This window comes from Caballeronia terrestris (assembly GCF_001544515.1).
Classification (GTDB): Bacteria; Pseudomonadota; Gammaproteobacteria; order Burkholderiales; family Burkholderiaceae; genus Caballeronia; species Caballeronia terrestris.
Window position 1 is genome coordinate 1 of sequence record NZ_FCOL02000206.1, and the last position, 3386, is coordinate 3386.

A 3386-nucleotide genomic window follows, 5' to 3' on the forward strand; every position below is an offset into this window, starting at 1 on the left:
CGCCGAGCCATACCAAAGGCGCAAAGAAAATCGCCGAGCCGGTCAGTTTGCCGGTCAGCCCGAGCCGGTAAGCCGACGATAGCGTCAACTGGTTCGGCGAATGATGAACCGCATGCGTCGCCCAGAAAAAGCGGATGCGGTGCGACGCGCGGTGATACCAGTAGTAGCAGAACTCCTGCCCGATAAAAAGCAGGAATACCATCAGCGCGCTGTTCAGCGTGACGGTAAAGATCCGGTGATCCCACGCGAGCGCGAAAACGGGCGCCGCGAGCGAAAGCGGCAAAAAGGCAAGCAGCTTGCGGCCAGCCAGATCAGCGAGCGAAATCCACACTTCATACCAGTCGAAGGGCGTGGCGCTGTCGCGCTGTCTGCGGGTGAGCATGCACGCCTCAATCAGCGAGACGCCAACGACGAACAACGTGACATAGAGCGCGATTTTTCCAGTGGTGAACATGATGGGCGATTGACGGGTTGGAATTGACGCGTCGTCTGCGGGAAAAAGCGGCTATCGCGTCGGGTGAAGCTAATGTAGCGGGCTCGCCGTTTACAGACTATGCAGAAACTATGTCGCCGAATGTCACAGCGTTGCGTCCGGTGGCGACAGATCGCTTTCCTGCCGTTCGCAGATCAAGGTCGCGGAAATCAGCTTCAAAAGTTGCCGAATGCGCGCTCCGGAACCGTCTACACCCGTGGTTTCATCATGTCTCCACTGGCGACTTGCAGTGAGCGGTGGTTATCACGGAAGCGATTATGGGGGGACTTACGCTTGTCGAGCGGCAAGAGCATTCGCGCCTTGCTGTCTAGCTGGCATGCTATCGAGTCGCGCGCGAGAGTTTACGGAAGAAAACGGCCTTGCAGCGGCGATAGCGTCGCCGCCGCAACTTGCGGACCTCGGTAGCGCGCAGCAGGCGGAAGCGAGAGGCGCCGCTTGATCCATATCGGCGCGTTGCGCCGGCGCCTGGATCGATGCTAAACATCGGCCCTTGCGGCAGGGTGCGCGCTGATTCGCGTTATTGCGCGTTGAACGCGATGCATCGCCCGGGCGGTTTGAAACGACGCTGAATGACGCGATCCGATGTCAAGTTGGCGCAATCCGATTAGAGATTTGCTCGTAACACTCCTAAGATCGGTTCATCGCATCCGGATCAGGTTCAGGGTTTACCTCAAAGGAGTGGTGTTCCATATGGGACTAGCCGCAGGCGGTCTCATGAAACAGAAAATCTATGAGGATGGCTTCGGCGTAGACAAATGGGACCAGGAGCATGGCTCGCGCTGTTTTGTCCATCTGCTTAACTCTATTCAGTACGAAGCGGTGACCGGGGGGCAACCTCCGGGCAAGATGCCGACCGCTGACGACTACGCTAAGGCGGGACTGCTCTGGTTCAGAATTCACGATGAGGGCAAGGTGGCGGTTTCTGCGTCAACCGTGCTGAGCGGATTGGATAGCGTGGCGGCCCTCGGCGTGAAAAAAGGGGAGAGCCCGCTACCGGAAAACACGCCGCTTTCGCAGGCCCCGGTTGTTCAACAAATCAAAAAGATTCGTGAGGGGAGCTTTTAGCTGCTTTATAAGAGGGCGTTGCGCTTGACCTGGCGCTTCGCCCTCTTACGACACATTGCTTGCGGAAAGTTCGTCTACATCGCAGGTCACTAGTTATACGCAAAACAGTCGTCTTGGGCTTCATGCGGGGCGCAGGTGGCAACTGCCATCACTCGTTCAGGAATCGTTGTGCAGCGAATGAAGACGCCGAACTTTATCGAACAGCCATTGAAACACCGAATGTCCTTTTTCAGGTTCGGTGGGAATGGGTGACGTCAGCTTTCCGAGCTTGTTCTGACGGTAGGCTAATAGCTGACACAGCTGCTTCGCAACTTCAGGATGTTCCTTCAGGAACGACGTCATATCGTCTTTGCTCAACTGATAAAGCACGCAGGCTGTGACTGTGGAGATGGACACGTGCATCGCTAGTCCTGCGAGCAGACCCGCCTCCCCAAAAGCTTCACCCGGGCCAATTCGGGCAACCTCTCGGTCGCCTGACGATTCGCTGAATGTGACCGAAAGTACCCCGGAGTGAACGATGGAAAGACTGTCGGGCACTGTTTCAGGGGCCAGAATTTGCTGGTTCGCCTGATACTCGTGTCGGGATAGGCGTTTAGCAAGCCGCACGACTTCCTCTTCCGAAAGGCTCTCGAACAGGCTCACTCGCTTGAGCAGCGCTTCTTTTGCGTCATGCGCGGTAACGGCTGATGGAGAAACGCCAAGCGCACGAAGATTCACACCTGCGGCGGCGAGGTGCCGGTAGCAAAGGTCGAACAACTCGTTAGACACAGCAAGCTTCTTGCTCATGTCGTCGACGAAAGCGGCGACTTCATATTGCACCGAGTTCAGTGTGGTTCGCTTCACGCGGACATTGGGCGCCGGCGAATCAAGGATGGTATTGCAGCCAGTCAGGGCACGGCCTAAAGCATCGAGCACTGTCTTCGGACGCGCCTGGGGGTCAATTTCAAGGACGAGCGAAATTCCGTGAACATTTGCGGGTCTGCTGTTATTGAAGATTTTTGCCTTGGATGCCACCGCGTTTGGCACGATGAGAGTATTCCCCTGACCGGTCAGCAAATGTGTCGCGCGCCAGTTCATTTCCACGACCTTGCCTTCGACGTCATCAATTACTACCCAGTCACCGACAGAATATGGCTCCGTGGTATTAAGCACGATGCCAGCGAATACGTCACTGAGTGTGCTTTGAATAGCGAGACCAAGCACGATAGCGAGCGCGCCCGATGTAGCGACGAGGCCTCGTACTGGCAGTTCGAGCACGAAACCGAGGGCTGCCACAACCGCGGCCAGAAAAACCACGGCACCGAACACGTCCGAGAAGAGTCGTTGCCTTCGCCAGGCGCTTGGCAGCAGTAGTGAATCGAGTGAGAGCGTGAGCAGCCGAGCGCCCATCAGCCACCAGATTATTTCGAGGACCTGTCCCAGCCAATGCGGCCCGGCTGCGTCCGCGGCCGGCGCTTGCGTGACAGGACTTAGGCCGGTGGAAAAAAGGACCGCGCTCAGCACAGCAAAGAGCGCGAGACGAACGAAGAGCCGTACGAACTCATTCGGCGGCATTCGCAAGCGCCAGACGAATACGTCCAGAACGACGATGCAGAATCCCAGAATCAGCGGGTGTTTCATAGGCGCTCTCCCATGAGGCAACTTCGAGAGGATACATATCTGGACGTGCACGGCGGTGAATCGCAGCCCTCTACCGTCGCCGTCGTCTTGCCCGCTCAGCAGAAATTCCGGCTTACTGTCGTCAGCCCGCCCAGCAGGTGCGACATGTCGACGAGTCCCGAGCGACAAGATGCCGGACTTCCCCTTCACACTGCCACGTACCATACAC

3 protein-coding genes are annotated in these 3386 nt (G+C 57.2%); 1 reads left to right on the forward strand and 2 read right to left on the reverse strand.

Annotation, left to right across the window (positions count from 1 at the left end):
- A partial coding sequence (locus tag AWB67_RS35290) for a sterol desaturase family protein (protein ID WP_143328467.1) occupies positions 1–454 on the reverse strand: 454 nt, incomplete at its 3' end.
- 753 nt (positions 455–1207) lie between these two features.
- Here AWB67_RS35290 and AWB67_RS35295 point away from each other — a divergent pair.
- Positions 1208–1558 carry a hypothetical protein gene (locus AWB67_RS35295; protein WP_125477827.1) on the forward strand — a complete coding sequence of 117 codons (351 nt, stop codon included), beginning with the start codon at positions 1208–1210 and terminating at the stop codon, positions 1556–1558.
- Positions 1559–1714: 156 nt separating this feature from the next.
- Here AWB67_RS35295 and AWB67_RS35300 read toward each other — a convergent pair whose 3' ends face one another.
- Positions 1715–3178, reverse strand: coding sequence for a mechanosensitive ion channel domain-containing protein (locus AWB67_RS35300; protein ID WP_087660537.1), 1464 nt, complete (start codon positions 3176–3178; stop codon positions 1715–1717).
- Between the last annotated feature and the right edge of the window lie 208 nt (positions 3179–3386).

Coding starts and splice junctions, on each gene's coding strand:
- AWB67_RS35300 (WP_087660537.1), bottom strand. CDS start 3,178: ATGAAACACCCGCTGATTCTGGGATTCTGCATCGTCGTTCTGGACGTA.
- AWB67_RS35295 (WP_125477827.1), top strand. CDS start 1,208: ATGAAACAGAAAATCTATGAGGATGGCTTCGGCGTAGACAAATGGGAC.